This is a genomic window from Ruegeria sp. SATB027 (assembly GCF_059613825.1).
In genome coordinates this window covers 1-16,053 of record NZ_JBXWTH010000042.1, presented here as the reverse complement: position 1 = coordinate 16,053, position 16,053 = coordinate 1, and the positions used below count along the sequence as shown (strand labels likewise).

General features: G+C 57.4%; 15 protein-coding genes. 4 read left to right on the top strand and 11 right to left on the bottom strand.

The window, feature by feature from the left end; genetic code table 11:
* Positions 1-170: 170 nt before the first annotated feature.
* Complete coding sequence (locus AC2FPW_RS12095; RefSeq protein ID WP_267363919.1) at positions 171-821, bottom strand: carbonic anhydrase; 651 nt, start codon at positions 819-821, stop codon at positions 171-173.
* Positions 822-965: 144 nt separating this feature from the next.
* On the opposite strand from AC2FPW_RS12095, the gene AC2FPW_RS12090 reads away from it, so the two are divergent.
* From AC2FPW_RS12090 to AC2FPW_RS12080, 3 genes are all read left to right on the top strand, one after another.
* Complete coding sequence (locus tag AC2FPW_RS12090; RefSeq protein ID WP_480476854.1) at positions 966-1,355, top strand: hypothetical protein; 390 nt, start codon at positions 966-968, stop codon at positions 1,353-1,355.
* 63 nt (positions 1,356-1,418) lie between these two features.
* Positions 1,419-2,801, top strand: a complete 1,383-nt coding sequence (locus AC2FPW_RS12085) for a leucyl aminopeptidase family protein (protein ID WP_496813900.1) — start codon at positions 1,419-1,421, stop codon at positions 2,799-2,801.
* On the top strand, positions 2,798-3,535 hold the full coding sequence (locus AC2FPW_RS12080; protein ID WP_496813898.1) for a C40 family peptidase: 738 nt from the start codon (positions 2,798-2,800) through the stop codon (positions 3,533-3,535). Before AC2FPW_RS12085 ends, AC2FPW_RS12080 begins: the two co-directional genes overlap by 4 nt.
* Here AC2FPW_RS12080 and AC2FPW_RS12075 read toward each other — a convergent pair.
* The 10 genes from AC2FPW_RS12075 to AC2FPW_RS12030 form a co-directional block, all read right to left on the bottom strand.
* Positions 3,532-3,882, bottom strand: coding sequence for a DUF2794 domain-containing protein (locus tag AC2FPW_RS12075; protein ID WP_209598949.1), 351 nt, complete (start codon positions 3,880-3,882; stop codon positions 3,532-3,534). The two genes, AC2FPW_RS12080 and AC2FPW_RS12075, sit on opposite strands and share 4 nt — an antisense overlap.
* A gap of 73 nt (positions 3,883-3,955) precedes the next feature.
* Positions 3,956-5,620 carry an ABC transporter permease gene (locus tag AC2FPW_RS12070; protein WP_496813897.1) on the bottom strand — a complete coding sequence of 555 codons (1,665 nt, stop codon included), beginning with the start codon at positions 5,618-5,620 and terminating at the stop codon, positions 3,956-3,958.
* 122 nt (positions 5,621-5,742) lie between these two features.
* A complete protein-coding gene (locus AC2FPW_RS12065) occupies positions 5,743-6,960 on the bottom strand; it encodes a phenylacetate--CoA ligase family protein (RefSeq protein ID WP_480482433.1) in 1,218 nt (405 codons plus the stop codon).
* Positions 6,961-6,979: 19 nt separating this feature from the next.
* A complete protein-coding gene (locus AC2FPW_RS12060; protein ID WP_480482435.1) occupies positions 6,980-7,813 on the bottom strand; it encodes an ABC transporter ATP-binding protein in 834 nt (277 codons plus the stop codon).
* Positions 7,814-7,924: 111 nt separating this feature from the next.
* On the bottom strand, positions 7,925-9,208 hold the full coding sequence (locus AC2FPW_RS12055; RefSeq protein WP_267363927.1) for an ABC transporter substrate-binding protein: 1,284 nt from the start codon (positions 9,206-9,208) through the stop codon (positions 7,925-7,927).
* A 74-nt stretch (positions 9,209-9,282) separates the two neighbouring features.
* Positions 9,283-10,359: a branched-chain amino acid ABC transporter permease gene (locus AC2FPW_RS12050; protein ID WP_480482437.1), complete on the bottom strand. Its 1,077-nt coding sequence runs from the start codon at positions 10,357-10,359 to the stop codon at positions 9,283-9,285.
* Positions 10,360-10,362: 3 nt separating this feature from the next.
* Positions 10,363-10,620, bottom strand: a complete 258-nt coding sequence (locus AC2FPW_RS12045) for a hypothetical protein (protein WP_496813895.1) — start codon at positions 10,618-10,620, stop codon at positions 10,363-10,365.
* Positions 10,621-10,623: 3 nt separating this feature from the next.
* Positions 10,624-11,610 (bottom strand): branched-chain amino acid ABC transporter permease, encoded by a 987-nt coding sequence (locus AC2FPW_RS12040; protein WP_267363929.1) that lies wholly within the window; start codon positions 11,608-11,610, stop codon positions 10,624-10,626.
* A gap of 29 nt (positions 11,611-11,639) precedes the next feature.
* Positions 11,640-12,458 (bottom strand): ABC transporter ATP-binding protein, encoded by an 819-nt coding sequence (locus AC2FPW_RS12035; RefSeq protein ID WP_209506937.1) that lies wholly within the window; start codon positions 12,456-12,458, stop codon positions 11,640-11,642.
* 78 nt (positions 12,459-12,536) lie between these two features.
* Entirely contained in the window at positions 12,537-14,528 is a 1,992-nt protein-coding gene (locus tag AC2FPW_RS12030) for an AMP-binding protein (protein ID WP_496813894.1), read from the bottom strand.
* A 143-nt stretch (positions 14,529-14,671) separates the two neighbouring features.
* Here AC2FPW_RS12030 and AC2FPW_RS12025 point away from each other — a divergent pair, with 143 nt between their 5' ends.
* Entirely contained in the window at positions 14,672-15,925 is a 1,254-nt protein-coding gene (locus AC2FPW_RS12025; protein WP_496813893.1) for a class I SAM-dependent methyltransferase, read from the top strand.
* Positions 15,926-16,053 lie beyond the last annotated feature (128 nt).

Here is a 16,053-nt window from a genome sequence, read left to right as displayed (position 1 = left end):
TTCAACCCCCGCTCGTAATCGCCGCCAACCTATTTATCCATCATCACCCCCATCCAGCGGGACATGGGGTTGAGCCCCAGATCGGATTCAAACGTCATGTGTGGAGCATACGAAGTGACGGCTCTGAAACAGAGCCGTATTCCGCATCATTTTTTCACTATGAACTGTCGTCAGACCGGAACGAATTTCTTCTGTATGGGGTCGAAACTCTCTAACCCGCCAGCGCCGATATCGGTCCACAACCCGTGCAGGCTCAGGGTGCCCTGTTCGACCGCTGACGAGATGAACGGGAACGTCATCAGGTTTTCAAGCGACGCAACAACCGACTGGCGTTCCAGCTGCCGGGCTTGTTCGAGGCTGTCTTCGATATCAGCGACAAGTTCGAATTTTGGTTTCAGAATGTCCATCCAGCGACCGACAAAGCTTTCCTTTGCGTCCAGTTGCGGCGCCTGACCCTTGCACATGTCGATACAGCCCTGAACACCACCGCATTGCGAATGGCCAAGAACCATCAGATGCGCAACCTTGAGAGAAGTGACGGCGTACTCGATTGCTGCGCTGGTACCGTGATGATCGCCGTCCGGCGCATAGGGTGGCACCAGATTGGCGATATTGCGGTGGATAAAGAAATCGCCCTGATCCGCACCGAACATCGAGGTCACATGGACCCGGCTGTCGCAGCAGGAAATCACCATCGCCCGGGGCCGCTGCCCTTCATCTGCCAGCCGCTTGAACCAGACCTGGTTTTCCGAATACGTGGTCGCTTTCCAGCCGTGATACCGCGTGACCAGATAGCTCGGCAAAGGTTTGGCAAATTCCATTACGGTGTCCCCGTTCTTGTCGCTGACCGATCCTCTAAACCGAATTCTAGGAAAATTCGAGCAATTATCCGATTTCTCTGCAAGGTTTTGCAAAGGAATTTGCCACCAGTATCAAACCTGCGCCGTGGGGGCGTCAGAAATAGGGTGAATGTGGTGGAAAAAATAATCACGCTTGAACACAAGGAATCCGTCCGTCTGGATTCGGACCAACTAAGTGGCCTTTACCGTCAACTGGGCGACAAGAACGCGCTGGATGTGCTGTGCCGCACCATCGAAGAACTGGCAGTGCGCCTGTCGAACTGCGAACGCTTTTGGCGTCAGCGCGAATGGGCCGACCTGCGCAAATGCGCAAGGTCCCTGGTTGCGATTTCCGAACAGGTCGGGATGACGGTTCTGGCCAGGGTTGCAGGTGACGTGGCGCAGGCCGTCGATGCCGGTGACGCGGTAGCCGCAGGCGCGACGCTGGGACGTCTGATCCGCGTTGGTGAGCGGTCATTGACAGCCGTCTGGGATCAACAGGACCTTTCCGTCTGACAGGGGTTGCGGGCAGAATATGCGCGGCTAGTCTGTGCACAGAAACAATCTATCGAGGCGCCCATGACACTGTCCTTCGCCCCATCCTCTGACCCTTCCGTACCGCTTCATGTGATCGCGCAGCCGGATTTGGACGGCTGGCTTCTGGATCAGCCCGAGCGCGTGCAGTCCTGGGTCGCAGCAAACGGGTTTTCCGGTGCGCTGGGGCAGGTCCTGCTTGTGCCAGCCACGAACGGCGCAATTGAATTCGCGCTGGCCGGTTACGGAACCGAAGAAAAACGTGTGCGCAAACGGTTCCCCCTTGCCGCGGCGGCCATTGCCCTGCCGGAAGGCACCTACGGCATTGCTTCGGGCATTCCTGCGGATTTATTGGAGATGGAGTGTCTTGGCTGGCTGATGACCGCCTATGCTTTTGATCGATACGCGTCCCAGACCGGAGGGTCAGCGGCATTGATTGCGCCTGATGGCATCAACGCCACTCGTATCGAAGCCATGGCAAATGCCGAGGCTCTGACGCGCGATCTGGTCAACACGCCCACTTCGGACATGGGACCGGATCAGTTGCAGCAAGCGGTCGAGGTTCTGGCGGATGAATTCGGCGCGTCTTGCAACGTGATCACCGGCCATGCGCTGCTGGACCAGAATTTTCCCATGATTCACACGGTAGGGCGGGCCGCGGAACAGGCCCCCCGGCTGATCGAGCTGAACTGGGGCACCAGTGGCCCCAGACTGACACTGGTGGGCAAAGGTGTATGTTTCGATACCGGCGGGCTGAACTTAAAGCCGGGCGCATCCATGGGCCTGATGAAAAAAGACATGGGTGGCGCGGCCAATGTGTTGGGACTGGCCCGGATGATCATGGCGCTGAACCTTCCCCTGCAACTGCAGGTTCTGATCCCGGCCGTTGAAAACGCGGTATCAGGCAATGCCTTCCGCCCCGGTGATATCCTGACCTCACGCAAGGGTCTGACCGTTGAAATCAACAACACCGACGCCGAAGGGCGTCTGGTTCTGGCTGATGCGCTGACTTTGGCGGATGAAGGGAATCCCGATCTGGTGATCTCGATGGCGACGCTGACTGGTGCGGCGCGCGTGGCCGTGGGCCCTGATCTGGCACCGTTTTACACCGACGACGAAAGCTGCGCTGTGGCCTTGGCACAAGCGGCCAAAACGTCTGCTGATCCGGTCTGGAGAATGCCCTTTCACACACCCTACGAGGCGATGATCGAACCCGGCATTGCCGATCTGGACAATGCCCCCTCGGGCGGGTTTGCCGGGTCTATCACCGCCGCGCTGTTTCTGCGCCGGTTCGTAGGGTCCAGCCGCTATATCCATTTTGACATCTACGCGTGGCAACCCAGCAATGAACCCGGCCGCACAAAAGGCGGTCTGGGTCAGGGAACACGCGCAGTGCTGTCTGCCTTACCGGAGGTATTGGGATTATGACCAAGCGCCGCGTATCCAAACCGGTCGTCGACCTGCTGAGTGCCCCTGACGGGCCGCGTGACCGGCAATTGCTGCTGGGGGACGCGGTTCATGTCAAAGAAAACCACGGCGGGTGGAGCAGGATCGTCGCAGAAAAAGACGGATATGCTGGTTGGCTGGAAACAGACAACCTGTCCGAGGATATGCCTGCAACGCATTGGATCAACGCGCCCGCAACACATGCCTACGTAGCCCCCGATATCAAAAGCTGCGATCTCTTGTCTCTGAGTTTCGGAAGTAAAATCCATGCGACTGCCGAAACGGATCGGTTTGTACAGACCGAGTTGGGTTTTGTCCCAAAGGTTCACACGGCCCCAATTGCAGAAAAGTCACGTGATCCGGTTGCCGTGGCCGAGCTGTTCCTGGGCACGCCCTATCTGTGGGGCGGAAACAGCCGGTTCGGTATCGATTGCTCGGGGCTTGTTCAGGCCGCGTTGCTGGCCTGCGGTATTCCCTGCCCCGGCGACAGCGGCGATCAAGAACAAGCCTTGGGCGCTGTCCTGTCAGCTGAATCACCTGCGCAGCGTGGGGATTTGTTGTTCTGGAAAGGGCACGTGGCCTGGGTTTCGGGCGACAACATGATTGTACATGCGAACGCCAGCCATATGGCGGTTGTGTACGAGCCAATGGACCGGGCGATTCAGCGCATTCAGGATCAGGGCGACGGGCCTGTTACAGCGCGAAAAAGGCTCTAATCCGGGTTTACGGCCCGGATGAGCTTGCGTTCCAGCACCCGCAGTACCGCGCGCAGATCATGGCCGCGTTTCAGGATGCGGCCATCCATACCTATGACTGAGTACATCCCCTGCCGGGACTTCAGGCGCGGGTGCTTTTCGACGCGGTAGATCGGGTGCTCAGCGGTGCGCCGGAAGATCGAGAATACCGCCATGTCGCGCAGGTTTGAGATACCATAGTCTCGCCACTCTCCGGCGGCGACCATCCGTCCATAAACGGACAGGATTTGCGACATCTCATGCCGGTCAAAGGCCACGGGCATCTGCGCTGCGTTTGCCGAAAACCGGTTGGGAGGCTGCATGTTCATACCGCCAGCCTTGCCGGAAATCATGTTTGAATCAAGCCTGATGCGCTGTTGCCCGGCTTTTACAACACAAGTGTTACCGCCGACCAACCTGACGGCAGATCAGGATTACCGGCAGCAGGCCGACCGCCAGAATGACCAGCGACGGCACGGCGGCGCCCTCAAGCCTCTCATCCGAGGCAAGCCTGTACGCCTGTACGGCCAGTGTGTCGAAGTTGAACGGGCGCATGATCAGGGTGGCAGGCAATTCCTTCATCACGTCCACAAAGACGATCAACAGCGCGGTCAGCAGCGACGGCGTTAAAATGGGCAGGTGAACGCGCCGTAATGTTCCCAGCGGGGTTTGCCCCAACGAGCGGGCCGCGGCATCCATATTGGCATGAACCGTGCTTTGACCCCCCTCATATGCGCTGAGCGCGGCGGCAAGGAATCGCACCATGTAGGCGGCGACCAACAGCCAGATTGAACCGGTAACCAACAACCCCGTGGACACATCGAATGTCTGCCGCATCCAGGCATCCAGCGCGTTGTCAAAGCTGGCGAAAGGTACAATCAAACCGACTGCGATGACGCCACCGGGCACGGCATATCCCAGCCGCGCCATGTAGGCCGTCGCCGACGACGCGCGCCCGGGTCTCAGACGTTGAAAGAACCCGACACAGATCGCCGCAAAGACAGTGACGACCGCGGCCGTGCCAGCAAGGGTCAGCGAGTTCTGGATGAAACCGATATAGCGCCGCGACAGCAGGTTCTGTTCCGATTCCAAACCCATCTCGACCAGTATGATAACGGGCAACAGAAACCCGAAAATAACGGGTATCGTACATAACAGGAATGCCGCGACGGCGCGAAGACCGGTCAGGTGTTCCGCCGGTTGGGCAGCATGTTTCTTTCCGGCCTGATAGTATTTTGCCTTACCGCGCTGGGTGCGTTCGGCCACAGCCATGATCAGTGCAAAGACAAGCAGGCACCAGGCCAGCTGCGCCGCCGCCGCACGGTCGGCCATTGAAAACCAGCTGGTGTAAATCCCGGTCGCAAAGGTCTGCACACCGAAATAAGACACGGTTCCGAAATCGGCGATGGTTTCCATGATGGCCAGTAACACACCACCGGCGATTGCCGGGCGCGCCATCGGCAGCGAGACGCGCCGAAACGCAAGCCATGGATTGTTGCCCAGCGCCCGAGCAGCCAGAAACGCCGAAGCACTTTGTTGCAGGAACGCAGCCCGCGCCAGCAGGTAGACATAAGGGTACAGCACCAGAATCAGCATCATCGCAGCGCCCCCGGTCGAACGGATTTCAGGGAACCAATAGTCGCGCGGCCCCCAACCCGTTACATCCCGCAAAGTGCTTTGAACGATACCCGGATGATCCAGAATAAAGGTGTACGCATAGGCAAGCACATATGCCGGAAAAGCCAAGGGCAAGACCAGCGCGATCTCAAGGATCCTGACACCGGGAAAGCGGGTCATCGTCACCAGCCAGGCAGCGCCCGTGCCGATACTGAACGTACCCGCCGCGACCAGCACCACAAGGATCAGGGTCGTCATAGTATAGCTGGGCAGAACCGTTTCCATCAGGTGCGAGATCGTATCTGTCCCGCCCGTCACTGCCGCCAGAACCACGGCCACCATGGGCAACAGGCATGCGGCAGCCACAAGATAAGCAACTGCGGCCAACAGCCGTGTGCCGCGTACACCGCGATTGCGTGATCCGTTTTCTGAATAGTCGATCTGGGCCATTATCCCGGCTTTTGATTGGCAAAGGCTTAGGGTACGCCTTTAATCGACCAAAATGCTCGGAAACACCAGTGCGTCGGTCAACAAATCTGCGGCACAAACTGCCGCAGACCTGTTATTCACCACTATTCGTAGACGCGCTGATCCTCGATCACCAACCCGTCTTTGGGCAGCGAGCCGGGGGCGACGACTTCGATTGCGCCTTTCAGTTTCAGCACTTCGGCCACCGATCTGGCATATGCCGTATCATCCCCGCCTGTGCTTTCGATCTGGACAGTCATCGAATCCATCTCGCCCTGACGGGTGGCGATAACACGAGCCTTGACGATTTCCTCATGCTTGTCGACCAAAGCGGCAACCTGTTCCGGACGCACGAACATACCTTTGATCTTGGTCGTCTGATCTGCACGCCCCATCCAACCTTTGATCCGGGTGTTCGTGCGACCGCAGGGGGAAATCCCCGGCATCACGGCGGAAAGGTCGCCCGTCGCAAAGCGGATCAGCGGGTAATCGGGGTTGAGTGAGGTCACCACGACCTCACCCACCTCACCCGGTGCCACCGGAGTTCCGGTTCCAGGTGTCACAATCTCGACAATCACGTGCTCGTCGATGATCATCCCGTCGATCGCGGCGCTTTCATAAGCAATATTGCCCAGATCCGCTGTCGCGTAACATTGCAGGCACGAGATACCCCGGTCGGCGTATTCCTGTCGCAGAGACGGGAACAAGGCCCCACCTCCAACGGCGGCTTTCGAGAAATGCAGTGAAACGCCCATCTCATCGGCTTTGTCCAGAATGACCTTCAGGTAATCCGGCGTTCCTGCATAGGCCGTACAGCCAACGTCGCGGGCGGCAGTCACCTGCAACTCGGTTTGTCCGGTTCCTGCGGGCAGAACAGCCGCGCCGACAGCCCGTGCGCCATTTTCAAAGATCATACCGGCTGGGGTTAGGTGATACCCAAAACAGTTCTGGACAATGTCCCCTGCGCCAACACCCGCGGCATTCAGGAAACGGCCCATGCGCCACCAGTCGTGATCAGTGCTGCCCGGCTCATAGATCGGTCCCGGCGACTGGAACACATGATGGAAATGCCGCGCCGGTTTCACTGTAAATCCACCAAACGGGGGGCGTTTGGCCTGTGCTCTGGTCAGGTCCGATTTCCGCAGAACCGGCAATGTCGGCAAATCTTCAACTGATTTTACCTTATTAGTGTCTGATTCTGACAGATGCGACGCAAATCCAGGGGCCGACATCGCGCGTTTGATCTGCTCCACTAGCGCCCTGGCCTGGTCCGAGGCGCGTTCGTCTGCCGAGCGTGTTTCGAGTGCGTCGAAATAGGTCATAGCCATATCCTCCATCCGCTCACAGCCACCTTTTGCGACGACGATAGGACCGCACATCGCGAAAGCTTTTGCGGCCTTCGTCGGACATGCCCAGGTAAAACTCTTTCACATCCGGGTTTTCGCGCAGGTCGGCTGCCGGGCCATCCATCACGACACGCCCGGATTCAAGAATGTAACCGTAATGTGCAAAGCGCAGGGCGACGTTGGTGTTCTGCTCTGCCAGCAGAAAGGACACGCCCTCTTTTTCGTTGAGGTCCTTCACGATACTGAAAATCTCTTCGACCAGCTGCGGAGCAAGACCCATTGAGGGTTCGTCCAGCAAAATCGTCTCGGGCCGCGACATCAAGGCCCGCCCCATGGCAACCATCTGTTGTTCCCCACCCGAAGTATAGCCTGCCTGCGACCGGCGGCGTTCCTTGAGCCGGGGAAAATATGCGTAAACCATCTCAAGATCCCGCTGGACCGCAGCCGCCCCGTCTTTGCGGGTGTAGGCGCCGGTCAGCAAGTTTTCTTCGACGGTCAGGTGCTCGAAACAGTGGCGGCCTTCCATCACCTGAATGACACCCTTTTCAACCAGATCGGCCGGATCGCTTTCATGCACGTTCTGACCGCGATACTTGATCGAACCTTTGGTGACTTCTCCGCGTTCGGAATGCAGCAGGTTCGATACGGCCTTGAGCGTGGTTGTCTTGCCCGCGCCATTGCCGCCCAGCAACGCTGTGATGCCGCCCTTTGGAACGCTCAGGCTGACGCCTTTCAACACGAGGATCACGTGGTTGTAGATCACCTCGATATTATTGACCTCAAGCAGGGTTTCCGCCTGCACGTCAGTGGTTTGTGCCGCATCCAGCATCAGCGCGTTTCCTCATGCCTGCCCGTTCCGGGGCTGTTCGTGAGGAGCGGCAGGTGACCCGCCGCTCCGGTTGTCTGAACGCCCCGGATCACATCCGTGGCGCAACATGCCTTACTCGCAACGTGGCGAGATGCTGTTTTCGGTTGCGTAGGCACCGGAATCTTCTTCGATCAACGCGCCGATAACTTCGGCATCTGTCGGTTTGAAGTCCTGTACCGGGTTCCAGGCGCCAGTCGCCGCATCCCACTGAACAACACCGACAAGGCCGGGGCCGCCGTGGTTTTCGCAAGAGACCGAGAATTCAGGGCCGAACCCGGACATGCCAAGCGCTTCCATCTTGGCGTTGGTCATTTCCAGTGCTTCCATGCCGTCGCGCATCATCGACGCGTCGATATCAGCGGTTCCGTGCATCGCCTGCGCCGTTTTCACAGCCTCGGCTGCCAGCATGGCGGCGTAAAGACCACGGTTGTACTGAACTGTACCCAGCTGATCGCCGGCACCCGCAGCCTTGCCCGAGTCAACGACGTACTTTTTCAGGTCGTCATAGACAGGATAGTCCATGCCAAGGCCGGTAAAGGTCAGCGCCTTGTAACCGGTCGCTTTTTCGCCAGCAGGCTGAACATCGAATTCCGCGCCAGACCACCAGACACCGATGAAGTTTTCCATCGGGAAACGGATGTTGGCGGCTTCCTGAACCGCAACCTGGTTCATTACGCCCCAGCCCCACATGATGACATAGTCAGGCTTTTCGCGGCGAATTTGCAGCCATTGCGACTTCTGCTCCTGTCCTGGGTGATCTACCGGCAGCAAGGACAGCTCATACCCATGCTTTTCAGCCAGAGTTTCCAGCGTCCGGATCGGTTCCTTGCCGTAAGCAGAGTTGTGATAGACCAGCGCAATCTTCTTGCCGCTCAGGTCACCGCCATTTTCATCCAGCAGATAGTTGATCGCGCCGGACGCACCGTTCCAGTAGTTGGCCGGATAGTTGAACACATGGCTGAACACTTTGCCGTTCGCGGCCGAGGTCCGGCCATACCCCATCGTGTGCAACGGAATGCCGTCTGCGGTCACTTTGGGGATCAGCTGATAGGTGATACCGGTCGACAACGGCTGATACACCAGCGCGCCTTCACCTTTGGTGGATTCATAGCATTCCACGCCTTTTTCGGTGTTATACCCGGTTTCGCATTCGATCACGTTTGCTGGTACACCGCCAATGCCACCGTCCCGCTCGTTCAGAAGAGTGAAATAGTCGGCGTAACCGTCCGCGAATGGAATACCACCGGCCGCATAGGGCCCGGTTCGATAGCTGAGCGACGGGAACACAAGATCCGCCATCGCGGGTCCTGCCGCCATCAGGGCGCTCAGCGCCACGGTTGCCAGTTTCTTGTTCATCGGGTGTCTCCTCCCTTGATTGATCCGATATTGAGTTCGGGCTTGATCACCCGTCTTTATGATTGGGCCAGCCCTCAGTGCGGGAACGGCCAGAGTCTGAGTTTCTCTTTCGCCACGCGCCACAACTGTGCAAGACCGTGGGGTTCCAGGATCAGGAACATGATGATCAGCGCGCCCACGATCACCAGCTGAAGATGGGCAACGATATCGGTCGGCCAACCCAGAAGATCGACGCCAACCAGTTTGAGCAGAACCGGCAGCAGCACGAGGAAGGCCGCCCCGGCAAAAGATCCGAAAATCGAGCCTAATCCGCCGATAATCACCATAAACAGCACCAGGAATGACTTCTGAATGCCGAATGCTTCGCCCACCTCGACCGCGCCGAGATAGACGGCAAAGAACAAGGCCCCTGCGATGCCCACAAAGAACGAGCTGACAGCGAAAGCGCTGATCTTGGCTTTCAACGGGTTCACCCCGATGATTTCGGCGGCGATATCCATGTCGCGGATCGCCATCCATGTCCGCCCGGTCGTGCCGCGGGTCAGGTTGCGCGCAATAATCGCGCTGAAGGTCAGGAAGATCAGGCAGAACAGGTAGGTCGCCCAGGCCGGAGCGTTCGGGCCCGAGATGATGATTCCGAACACGTCACGTTCCGGCGCGTTGATCTGACCCGAGGCCGAGTAGTTGTAAAACCACGGCACCCGGTTGAAGAGCCACACCAGAAAGAACTGTGCCGCAAGCGTCGCCACCGCCAGATAGAACCCCTTGATCCGCAGGGAAGGCAGGCCGAACAAGACGCCTACAATCGCTGTGATACCACCAGCCAACAGGACATGAATGAACATGCTGACATCTGGAAATGCGGTCATCAACTTGTAGCAGGCATAAGCACCCACCGCCATGAAACCGCCTGTGCCAAGGCTGACCTGCCCGCAATAGCCCACGAGTATGTTCAGTCCGATCGCCGCGATGGCATAGATCAGAAAGGGCAGCAGCAGGGCGTTTGCCCAATAGTCGTTGATGATGAACGGAATGATCCCAAACGCCACCGCCAGAACGACATAGTACCGGTACCGGTCGAACTTGATCGGGAAAGTCTGGCTGTCATCCACGTAGGAGGTTTTGAAATCTCCGGCCTCACGATAGAACATCTGTTACTTTCCCCATTCTTCCTGCGCCCGGTTTCGGGTCGCGGCGTCCAGCTGGCTGGACCCTTTAGCATATCCGCTCGCCTCAGAGGCGCGCACCAGTTTCAGGTAGGCCAGAACACCCATGATCAGACCGGCAAAGGCCAGGATCGCGGCAATCGTCAGCTGATTGTCAGTCAGGTCATTCGAGGTCAGCGCGATGTAGCCAAAGGCCCAGAACCCCGCCCATGCGATCACATTGATGATGGCGATCAGCTTGGTCATGCGTTACACCCTCTCGATGATCTTCTCGCCGAACAGACCCTGCGGTCTAAACACCAGAAAGATCAGCGCCAGCACATAGGCGAACCAGTTCTCGGTCGCACCGCCGACCAGCGGGCCAACCGAGAATTCGAACAGCTTCTCGCCCACACCGATGATCAGTCCGCCGACGATGGCACCGGGGATCGAGGTGAACCCGCCCAGCATCAACACCGGCAGCGCCTTGAGTGCGATCAGCGACAGCGAGAACTGCACGCCCGATTTGGTGCCCCACATGATCCCCGCGACCAGCGCCACGAACCCGGCCACCGACCAGACCATGACCCAGATGAAGTTGAGCGAGATCCCGACCGAAAGTGCCGCCTGATGGTCATCCGCCACAGCGCGCATGGCCCGGCCCTGTTTTGTGTACTGGCTGAAGGCCACCAGCGCCGCCACCAGAAGCGCCGCAATTACGGTTGCCACGATGTCGAGGTTGTCGATGAAGAAGCCATAGCCAAAGATGTTAAAGGTGACCTCGTCGATCCACAGGTTGATGCCCTGGGGCAGACCCACATCCAGCGTCTTGATCTCGGAGCCCCACATCAGGTCGGCCACGCCTTCAAGGAAATAGGCCAGACCGATCGTGGCCATGAACAGGATGATCGGCTCCTGCCCAACCAGATGCCGCATGACAAAGCGCTGCACACACCAGGCCAGCAGAACCATCACACCCATTGTCAGGATGATCGCCAGCAGGGCGGGGATGTTCCAACCGAAGTTATAGACATGAGTGCCGAAGGTCGCGTTGATCAAATGCGCGAAGGGCACCTGCCCGTTCATGATCCCGACCAGTGTCATCGCCGCAAACAGGGCCATAACCCCTTGCGCGTAATTGAAAATTCCCGAGGCCTTGTAGATCAGCACAAAGCCCAGCGCGACCAGCGCATAAAGCACCCCGGCCATCAGACCGTTAAGGATGACCTCCGTGGCAAAAATTAACTGCTCAGGCATATGTGCCTCCCCGGATATCTGCTTTGGTCTCAGTCATGGCTGACCCCCAGATAGGCGTCGATGACTTCCTGATTGTTGCGCACCTCGTCGGGTGTACCGTCACCAATCTTCTTGCCGTAATCCATCACGACCACGCGGTCGCTCAGGTCCATCACCACGCCCATATCGTGTTCGATCAGGGCGATGGTGGTGCCGAATTCGTCATTCACATCGAGGATAAAGCGGCTCATGTCCTCTTTCTCTTCGACGTTCATGCCCGCCATCGGTTCATCCAGCAGCAAGAGCTTTGGTTCTGCTGCCAGTGCGCGGGCCAGTTCGACGCGTTTTTTCAGGCCATAAGGCAGGCGCGCTACGGGCGTCTTGCGGATATGCTGGATTTCAAGGAAATCGATGATCTTCTCGACCGCCTCACGGTTTTCAACCTCTTCCGCCTCGGCCTTTCCCTTCCACCACGCCTGCTGGAGGATGTTGGTCTGCATGAAGTTCAAGCGCCCGGTCATGACGTTGTCCAAAACACTCATCCCCTCGAACAGCGCGATGTTCTGGAACGTCCGCGCGATTCCCTGCTGCGCCACCTCAAAGGGGCGCATGGGCGGGCGTTTTGATCCGTGGAACCAGACCTCGCCTTCCTGCGGGACATAGAACCCCGAGATAACGTTCAGCATCGACGATTTCCCGGCCCCGTTCGGCCCGATGATGGCGCGAATTTCGCCTTCGCGAATATCGAACGAGATGTCCTTGATCGCCACGACGCCGCCAAAGCGCAGGGTGATGTTCTTCATCTCCATCACCACGCCGCCGATCTTGCGACCGTCTTCGGTGACATATCCTTCGGCGTTATCCAGCATCAGTCACTCCCTGACTTGCGCAAAAACGGGATGGCGGGCGTGGCGATGGCCGCAGGTCGCGCGTTGCTATGGCGGCCCTCATTCCGCTGCCACCTTGTGCTGCGCAACCGGTACAACCGGCGCATCCACGATTTTCAGCGTCGCGCTGATTGATCCCTTGCGCCCATCTTCATAGGTCACTTCGGTCGTGGTCGACACGCTTTCGGATCCGTCATAAAGCGCCGCAATGATGTCGTGGAACTTCTCTTCGACAAACCCGCGCCGCACTTTCCGGGTGCGCGTCATCTCACCATCATCAGCGTCCAGTTCCTTGTGCAGAACGACAAAGCGATGCACCTGGCAACCGGACAGCATTTCATCAGCTGCTACCGATTTGTTGACCTCTTCCACATGCGCCCTGATCGTCTCTAACACACGCGGATGGCCTGCCAGTTCCTGATATGAGGCGTAAGCCACGTTGTTGCGTTCCGCCCAGTTGCCGACCGCTGTCAGGTCGATATTGATGAAGGCGACGCAGCGATCCTTGCCGTTTCCGAACAGAACGACCTCGAGAATATCGGGATAGAATTTCAGTTTGTTCTCGACATATTTCGGCGCAAACATGGACCCGTCGGCCATTTTGCCCACGTCCTTGGCGCGGTCGATGATCCGCAGATGGCCGCTGCTTTCCTCGATGAACCCGGCATCACCCGTTGCCACCCAGCCTTCGGCATCTTTGGTCGATGCCGTGGAATCCGGGTTGTTGTAATATTCGACAAACACGCCGGGTGAGCGGTAATGGATCTCGCCCTTGTCGTCGATCCTGATCTCGACATCCGGCGCGGGCACGCCAACCGTGTCGGCCCGAACCTCGCCATCCGGCTGTACGGTGATGAACACGGTTGCTTCGGTCTGGCCATAAAGCTGTTTCAGGTTGATGCCCAAAGATCTATAGAAATCAAAGATTTCCGGTCCGATCGCTTCACCCGCGGTATAGCCAACCCGGAACCGGCCATAGCCCAGCGTATCCTTGAGCGGCCCGTAGACCAGCAGGTTACCCAGCGCGTATTTCATCCGGTCGCCAAAGCCGACGGGTTTGCCATCCAGCAACTTGCCACCCACCTTTTTGGCATGCGCCATGAAGTGATGGAACATGCGCTGCTTCAGCTTGCTCGCATCCTCCATCCGGATCATTACATTGGTCAGCTGGCTTTCAAACACGCGCGGCGGGGCGAAGAAATAGGTCGGCCCGATTTCGCGCAGATCGGTCATCATCGTGTCGGCGCTTTCCGGGCAGTTCACGCAGAACCCGCACCAATAGGCCTGACCGATGGAAAAGATAAAATCCCCGACCCATGCCATCGGAAGGTAGGAAAGGATATCTTCATCGCGGGTCAAATGGTCGAAAATCGCTGAATTCTTGGCGCTTTCGATCACGTTGCGGTTCGACAGAACCACCCCCTTGGGCTTGCCCGTTGTGCCCGAGGTATAAAGCATGACGCAGGTGTCGTTATAGGTGATCTCAGAGATGCGCTTGTCCAGCTCTGCATCAAACCGCTGATGTCCTGCCTGACCTTCGGCCATGAGGTCTTCCAGCGCGTTCATCTGGCTGTGGTCGTATTTCCGCATCCCCCGCTTGTCGGTGTAGAGGATGTGCTTGATCTGGTGCACTTTTTCCTGAATCTCGATGACCTTGTCGACCTGTTCCTGATCGCCGCAGACGACATATTTCGCGCCGCAATGTTCCATCACATAGGTCATCTCTTCGGCGACTGCGTCCTGATACAGAGGCACCGGAATTGCACCAACCATCTGTGCCGCGACCATGGTCCAGTAATGTGCTGGCCGGTTGCGTCCGATCACGGCAATGTGGTCACCGCGCTCAACGCCAATTTCAAGAAATCCAAGAGCGAGCGCACGAATCTCCTTGGCCGCTTCAGCCCAGGTCCAGCATTGCCAGATCCCAAATTCTTTTTCCCGATAGGCCGGGGCATCCCCGAACTGGGTCGCGTTGCGGTGTAGAAGCGCCGGAAGGGAATGCAACCCTTCGGCGCCCGACTGCGTCTGAGCCAATCTTTTTCTCCTCCCCATCCGGCCTCCTCAAAGCCGGAAATGGCGGATCCGGGAAAGCCCCCGGATGCCAGTGCCCCGATTTGGGACACTCGCACGATCAGCGTCAACTTTTGCCTGATGTTTTCTCAATTCTTACGAATTGTAACAGGTGCAGAGGGGTGATGTTACGTTTTGTACAATATGAACATGTCGGGCTATTGAACGGTTATGCGCTGCACAGGTTGTTATGCGGGTTCGACGAACAGGACGAAAATTGCGAAGAGGCACAACCAGAAGAGAGAGCAACTGCGCCATCTATTAATCTCAGAACGACTCGAAAATTGTCTCTGAAATCACAAACCTGCAACAACCACAGCTTCCGTTTTTCGCCACGGATAGCTGGACATTACCTGCTATCTATTCAAAGTGAGGCGACTTACAATTCATTTGAGGACAGAAGGTTGGGACTCAGGCGATTTTTCAGGCGGCATTTTCGCGCGCAAACTCATACTCCAGCGCAAAATCAGGAATACCAAGCAGGTGCCGGGCACCCTCTTTACAACTATGTTTGCGATTTTCCAGCTTTGGATCTAATTCGTGAGTTCGCCGAACCCAATCCGAAAGCAACGGACGGGGTGGTGACCAACTTTCTTGGCGTCAGAATTGAACCACGCGTGATGTCCAGCATCCTGGAACCCCTGGCAGGCAAGGTAGAACCTATTCCCGATCCGGGCAATTGGCATGCCGACATCGCAGAATGGGCGGCAACACTTCTGTCTGTGAAAGAGGCCTCAGGTACTTACCGGATTATTGAACTTGGTTGCGGTTGGGGATGCTGGCTAAACAATATGGGCTTCGTCGCCAAAAAGAGAGGGTTAAGCGTCGACCTGATCGGTATCGAAGGTGACAGCTCTCATCTGGAAAACGCCGAGCGCACGTTTCAACTGAACGGCTTCAACCCAAGTGAGTACCGCCTTGTCAATGGGGTGGCCGCCAGCAAAGAGGGCATCGCGCTTTTCCCAAAACACGAAGAGGCGCACGAAAACTGGGGCGCAGAGCCGATTTTCTATCCGGACGAAAAGGTTCTGGCCGAATCCCGCGCCAAAGGTGACTATACAGAGCTGAATTGTTATACGCTTGAAACCCTGTCTAATGGCGAAGCTGTCGATCTGCTACACATCGATATTCAGGGCTCGGAGCTGGACTTTGTGCAGAGCAACTTCGACGGCATAGAAAATCTTGTAAAGCGCGTGTTTATCGGAACGCACTCTCGCTATCTTGAAGGCGCTTTGCAGGAGTTTTTCCTGACAAAGGGATGGACGCTCGAAATGGACCGCCCCGTGATTCACAGGTTGATCGAAGGTCGGCCACAGATCGAAATTGATGGCGTGCTGCTGTTCAAAAACCCGAACCACGACAAGCTACCGCTTCATTGACAGAAATGCGGTTTGCGTCTGGCGTTTGGCGCTATTGGTTTCTTGTGACGGTGGGCTCTGTTGCACAAATCGGATTTTGAGCGCAGTTCCCCTTTCCCCGGACGGACTTATCCTACGGGCTCTGTGAC